Here is a 6010-nt window from a genome sequence, read left to right on the forward strand (position 1 = left end):
TGTTTTGGTTGAGCGATACCTGGGGAGAACAAGCTGAGGGACGCGGAAGATCCGGCAGTGATGAGGACGAAACTCAGACAACCTTTGGTTATCGGGTTCGTTTGAACTTTGATACCAGTTTCACAGGAGAAGACCGTTTAAGAACTCGTCTACAAGCTAATAACATTCCTAACTATAGCGGTGGAAGTTTGACCAATAGTTTAATGACTCGTTTAGCTACAGATAGTAGCCCAGATGATGATGTTTCCATTGGTAAGTTGGCCTATCGTTTTCCTGTACTAAATGGTAGAGGTGAAATAGAACTAGCTGCTACAGGCTATGGTATTGATGACTTTATCGGAGTTATTACACCTCTAGAAAGTAGTGGTGCTGGTGCTATTTCCAGATTTGGACGATTCAACCCTATTTATTATCGTGCTCCTTCTGATGCTGGTGTTAAGTTTGCCTACGCTTTCAATGATGCAATTCAGGTAACTGTGGGTTATGCTGCACCAGATAAGGAAGATCCTCGAGAAGGTAGAGGTGCTTTTAATGGTTCATTTAGTGGATTTGGCCAGTTTACAATTGAACCAAATGACAAACTTGCTTTTCAAGTCGGTTATTTGCGCGGCTATCATACGAAAAATGATGTTAACTTGACCGGAAGTACAGGTAGTTTTCTAGCCAGAGATCCTTTTGATGGTAGAGCAACTACCACAGATACTATTAACTTTGAGGCTCAATGGAGAGTTACTGATGGCTTTCAGATAGGTGGTTGGGGCGGTACTTTATTTGCCCGTCCTGAAGATGATGATGATACTGATGATATCACTATTATTACTGGTGCTTTGACTTTAGCTTTCCCAGACCTACTGAAAGAAGGTAGTCTAGGAGGTATTATTGTTGGTGTACCACCAATTGTTACTGATGGTGGTGATAATGATGATTTGAAAGATGATGATACTTCTATACATATTGAAGCTTTTTATCGCTTCCAAATGAACGACAATATCGCTATTACTCCCGGTGTATTTGTGATTACAAATCCTAACCACATTGAGGATAATGACACTCTTTGGGTCGGTACATTAAGAACTCAATTCAGATTCTAAAACTTTGAATTAACAACAAGAAATATATTAGTTAATCAGATTCCATTATTTCGACAACTTTGGCAATTTAGTAAATGATAGAACAACCCATTAGCTAGTCAGTTTCTGGAATAGTTTTATACCCCTTAGCTAGCCTTTAGAAGTGCTGATGATCAAGCTGAGGGGTTTACTTTTTTAATATCAATGTATAGCAGAAGGAAGAAGAAAGAAGGAAAAATCTTGCGTTGTCTTAGCTTGACAGCGGTTTTCATTTGGGTAGACTACACCACGCATAGGGAGTAGGCAGTAGGCAGCTTTGCTGTAGGGGTAAAGAATTGATAATTTCTTTGGGATATAGATATTGATTTTTGATTCTTGGAGATGTCTATTAGCTGAAGGTAAAATTGAAAAACTGATGTTTTGCGCCCAAAGTTAATCTCAAAATCATTACCACTCAGCAACGCCAAAAATCTTGGGATATTCCGGCATTTTATGTCTGCATTAGAATGGAAGTAGAAAGTGCGATAACTGTATAATATCAAATCCGGTTAAACAGCCATAGAATGGTTAAGTTAGGAGTCCTCAGGAGTCAACCCACCCCTCGCCCCTCCCCCTCCCAGGAGGAGAAGACAGGAGTCAGGAGGAGAAAGAATTACAAAGATGAGGGTAGTTATGACGATTGAAGATTTTTTTTATGTCCAATTAAACGGATTTGATATAACCAGATTTCATATCAGCAGTCAGCATTGAAAGGGAAAAACTATTTATATCATGTCCGGATAATTAGTGATGAAACAATTTTCTCCTCTTGCTCTTTCTTCTTCCTTCCTGACTCCTATCTCGTTATTTATAACTATTCAACCAGACATAATATTACTTAACTATATGCTGTGCGATCGCTATATTCCTCAAAATTTCTAACTTTTGACTTTTAGCTATTAAGGTATTCTTATAAGTGATTTTTCTATGTAAATTTATGATAACAGAGATTCCCATATTGCCTTTAGGCTTTCAATTTACTTCTCCTGGTCCAATTATTTTTGAATTGGGGCCTTTGGCAGTCCGTTGGTATGGACTTTTAATTGCCACAGCAGTATTAATCGGAGTTACTCTTTCCCAATATTTGGCTAGACGCCGTCATGTTAACCCTGAGTTATTAGGTGATCTAGTGGTTTGGTTGGTATTAGCTGCAATTCCTGGAGCAAGGTTGTACTATGTTCTGTTTGAGTGGGAACAGTACCAACAAAATCCTATAGATATGATTGCAATTTGGAAAGGAGGTATTGCAATTCATGGAGCAATTATTGGTGGAGCGATCGCTGCTTTAATTTTTGCCAGAATTAATAAAATCTCTTTTTGGCAATTGGCAGATTTAGTGGCTCCTTCTGTAATTTTGGGACAAGCTATCGGTCGGTGGGGTAATTTTTTCAATTCTGAGGCTTTTGGTAGTCCCACTGATTTACCTTGGAAGTTATATATCCCTCCAGAACGTCGTCCATCGGAATTAGTAAATTTTGATTATTTTCATCCCACTTTCTTATATGAGTCTCTATGGAATTTGATGGTATTTGGACTATTACTATTCCTATTTTTTAGAGATTTGCGGGGTAGATATCGACTTAAAGTAGGGACTTTATTTCTTGTTTATATGGCAGCTTATAGTAGTGGACGAATTTGGATTGAGGGATTACGGACTGATAGTTTGATGTTAGGGCCACTGCGAATTGCCCAATTTGTGAGTTTAGCTGGAATTTTGTTGGGGTTAGCAGGTTTGGCTTGGCTATATTTGTTGAAGCGACCTTTACCTGATATATGGCCTTCAGAGAATAAGTATAGGGAGGAACAGACACAGAAAGAGTGAAATGCTAGTAATGAGTAAGGCAGAAGGCAGAAGGCAGAAGGCAGAAGGGGAAGGCAGAAGGCAGAAGTAAGAAGGAAAAATTGCATGGCGATAGTCTTTGACATCCTACTTCGTTTCTTATTGCCCCAAACAATTTTCACCACCCCTGTTGACGGTGCAGGGCTAATTCTTTGTCATCAGAGAATATTTACAACTCTATATTTTTGGTTAACTAATTCTAGCAAGATTTAGGAAATTTCAAAGAATGAGGACTTACGCACGGACACTAAATCAAGTGAGGACGCTATTCGGAGCTTTGCGGAGCGCAAATGCCATTCACCCCTACATATGGCGTGTCAAAGGTTAATTTGCATAAGTCCTGAGGATACAATTTTTCTAAGCGTGACAATAAATTGACCCTGCGTTGACGGTGAGGTATTATACCAGTTTGATAAATGTTTGCGACGAATCTCTTTTACCTGTTCCCTGTTCCCTGTTCCCTGTTCCCTGTTCCCTGTTCCCTGTTCCCTATAACTAGAGTTTGTAACATTATTTTTTCACGCTTGGTATTAAACTCGCAAAAGAAAAGATAAAAAAAGCTCTAGACAGTAAGTCCAGAGCTATACCAGGGTCCATCTACCATTCCTTTTCTCTGAATATAGGTACTAACATCAGGAAAAATCACAGAATACTGAAGAAAATTTTTTGACTAATATAATAAATGAATAATACAGAAAGTCTTGAACCAGCAGTCTACATTGTAGGGGCAGGTCCAGGAGACCCCGAGCTATTAACGGTGAAAGCTTATAATCTCTTGGCGAAAGCAGATGTAATTCTATATGCAGATTCTTTAGTACCTAAGCAAATGTTACGAGTTGTACGTCCTGATGCTGAGGTTATTGGAACGGCAAATAAAACTCTAGAAGATATTCTGCCTTTAATGATAGACCGAGTGAAAAAAGGTTGTTCTGTAGTGCGTCTCCATTCTGGAGATCCAAGTTTGTATGGGGCGGTTTATGAGCAAATGCAGCTTTTGGCAGAGGCAGAAATTGATTTTGAAATTGTGCCGGGAATTAGCGCATTTCAGGATGCAGCAGCTAAGTTAAAAGTGGAGTTGACTGTACCTGGGTTGGTGCAGACAATCATATTAACTAGGATTAGTGGAAAAGCTACAGGAGTTCCTTCTAGTGAAGAGTTGGGTAGTTTGGCTGCTCACGGAGCAAGTTTATGTTTGTATTTGAGCGCTCGTCATGTTTGGGAAGCACAACAAAAGTTGATAGAACATTACTCTCCTCAAATACCTATTGCGATATGTTATCGTCTGGGATGGCCTGATGAACAAATTTGGGTTGTACCTTTGGAGAAAATGGCTGTTGTTACTGAGGAGAAGCAGTTAGTTAGAACAACTCTTTATGTGATTAGTCCAGCGTTGGAGAAAGTGGAAAAAGTAGGGCGTTCTGGTCTTTATAATCCTCAACATACTCATCTGTTTCGAGGAAGCAGGGGAGTGGGGGAGTAGGGGAGTAGGGGAGTAGGGGAGTGGGGAGAAATTAAAAAATATATATCTTCACAGGTTAGCGAGCAAGACAACCCAAAAATAATTATAACGGGAGCAAGATGCTCCCACTGGTTATACCATTACAATGCACCACTACCAATTAGACTTGTCGCTTTATAACTATAAAAAACTGGTAAACCCTTATCATGTAAGGATTTTAGCAATTTCCATTCAAAAATTCTGGAATTATTACTGTGTCTTAATTTGAGCGATTTTTTCCATCTATTTAGCGACAACTCTATTAATTTTTATAGCAATGTGCACTTGCATATTTGCAAATTACAGGAATTGTCCAATAGCTAAAATCTTATATTATAGGCAATTTATTCCCCCAAATGAGCTGTTGCCAGATGAGCTGTTGCCTGCGCGCAGCGCTATATATCTTACTTATTAGGTATTTAAGAAAAAATGTCTTACAGCGATTTTACATTAGAAAAAATTAAACAAACTTTTGAAATTAATATAAGAGAAGAACAAAACTATTTTGCAAATATATCGCCATTACAACCAAGTAAATTATTAACAGAAATACTGAACTATAACGTAGCGATCGCCCTGGCAAGTAATAGTGAAAAAGCTCGTTTCCTGACGGAATGCTCCGCAAACGGAAATGATAATTGCGCCAATATTAATAGATATCAAAAGACAAAATCAAGAACAAATTAATATATTTTCAGGCATAGATTTTACAGTCGAACCAGAAACAGGATTAAAGGGAAGTTGTGACTTTTTAATCACGAAATCTTCGGAAATGTTAATCGTAACAGCTCCAATAATTGTGATTGTTGAAGCGAAAAAAGAAAATCTCAATTTAGGATTAGGGCAATGTATAGCTGAAATGATAGCTGCTAAAATTTTTAACCAAAAAGAAGGCAACAATATAAGCACAATTTATGGAGCAATTACATCTGGAACTAACTGGCGATTCTTGCAACTTCAAGAACAAAATATTATTATAGATTTAACCGAATATTACCTAAATCAAGTTAATCTAATTATGGGAATATTAACAGCTAGTCTGACTACTTAAAAAAATACAATTAAATGAAAAGTATATTTCCGATAAGTTATACCAATCAAAAGTAACGCTGTACTTAGGTAATACTTCAATTATTAAGTAACTAACACAGGCCGAATAACCTTATATTTATGATTGCACAAAATACTCGTATTGGCATTGTGGGCGCAGGAACAACAGGAACCTATTTAACTTATTTATTAGCTAAAAAAGGTTATCAAGTTGACTTATTTGAAAAATATCCTGCTCCCCGTACTGATGGCTGCGGTATCCTCTTAATTTCTCCAGGAATGCAAGCAATTCATCAGGGAAACCCAGAATTATGTTACCAGTTAATCGAAAAAGGTGTACCTGCAAAAACCTTTGAATTTCGTAACTTCAAAGACGAAGTTGTCAAGCAAGAACAGGTAGAATATGAAGAGAAAGAGATTCCTGGAATTTTAATCCATCGTAAAGCTATCTTAGAATCAATTCTTGCCTATTTGCCCGAATATTGCCTACATTGTAACGCTTGTTTTAGCCAT

General features: G+C 37.8%; 6 protein-coding genes. All 6 read left to right on the plus strand.

What is annotated here, in order from left to right; translation table 11 throughout:
- Positions 1-1091, plus strand: a 1091-nt coding sequence (locus F6K13_RS14605; protein WP_287287716.1) for an iron uptake porin, incomplete at its 5' end; no start/stop codon positions are given.
- A 955-nt stretch (positions 1092-2046) separates the two neighbouring features.
- Positions 2047-2931, plus strand: coding sequence for a prolipoprotein diacylglyceryl transferase (lgt, locus tag F6K13_RS14610; protein ID WP_124142989.1), 885 nt, complete (start codon positions 2047-2049; stop codon positions 2929-2931).
- A 700-nt stretch (positions 2932-3631) separates the two neighbouring features.
- On the plus strand, positions 3632-4429 hold the full coding sequence (cobM, locus tag F6K13_RS14615) for a precorrin-4 C(11)-methyltransferase (protein WP_287287717.1): 798 nt from the start codon (positions 3632-3634) through the stop codon (positions 4427-4429).
- A gap of 447 nt (positions 4430-4876) precedes the next feature.
- Positions 4877-5134: a hypothetical protein gene (locus F6K13_RS35170; RefSeq protein ID WP_287239212.1), complete on the plus strand. Its 258-nt coding sequence runs from the start codon at positions 4877-4879 to the stop codon at positions 5132-5134.
- Positions 5079-5498, plus strand: a complete 420-nt coding sequence (locus F6K13_RS14620) for a hypothetical protein (RefSeq protein WP_353735664.1) — start codon at positions 5079-5081, stop codon at positions 5496-5498. Before F6K13_RS35170 ends, F6K13_RS14620 begins: the two co-directional genes overlap by 56 nt.
- A gap of 119 nt (positions 5499-5617) precedes the next feature.
- Positions 5618-6010 (plus strand): NAD(P)/FAD-dependent oxidoreductase (locus tag F6K13_RS14625; protein ID WP_287287718.1); only part of this gene is annotated, 393 nt, incomplete at its 3' end.

Source organism: Okeania sp. SIO2B9 (assembly GCF_010672505.1).
In the GTDB taxonomy this organism is placed as follows: domain Bacteria; phylum Cyanobacteriota; class Cyanobacteriia; order Cyanobacteriales; family Microcoleaceae; genus Okeania; species Okeania hirsuta.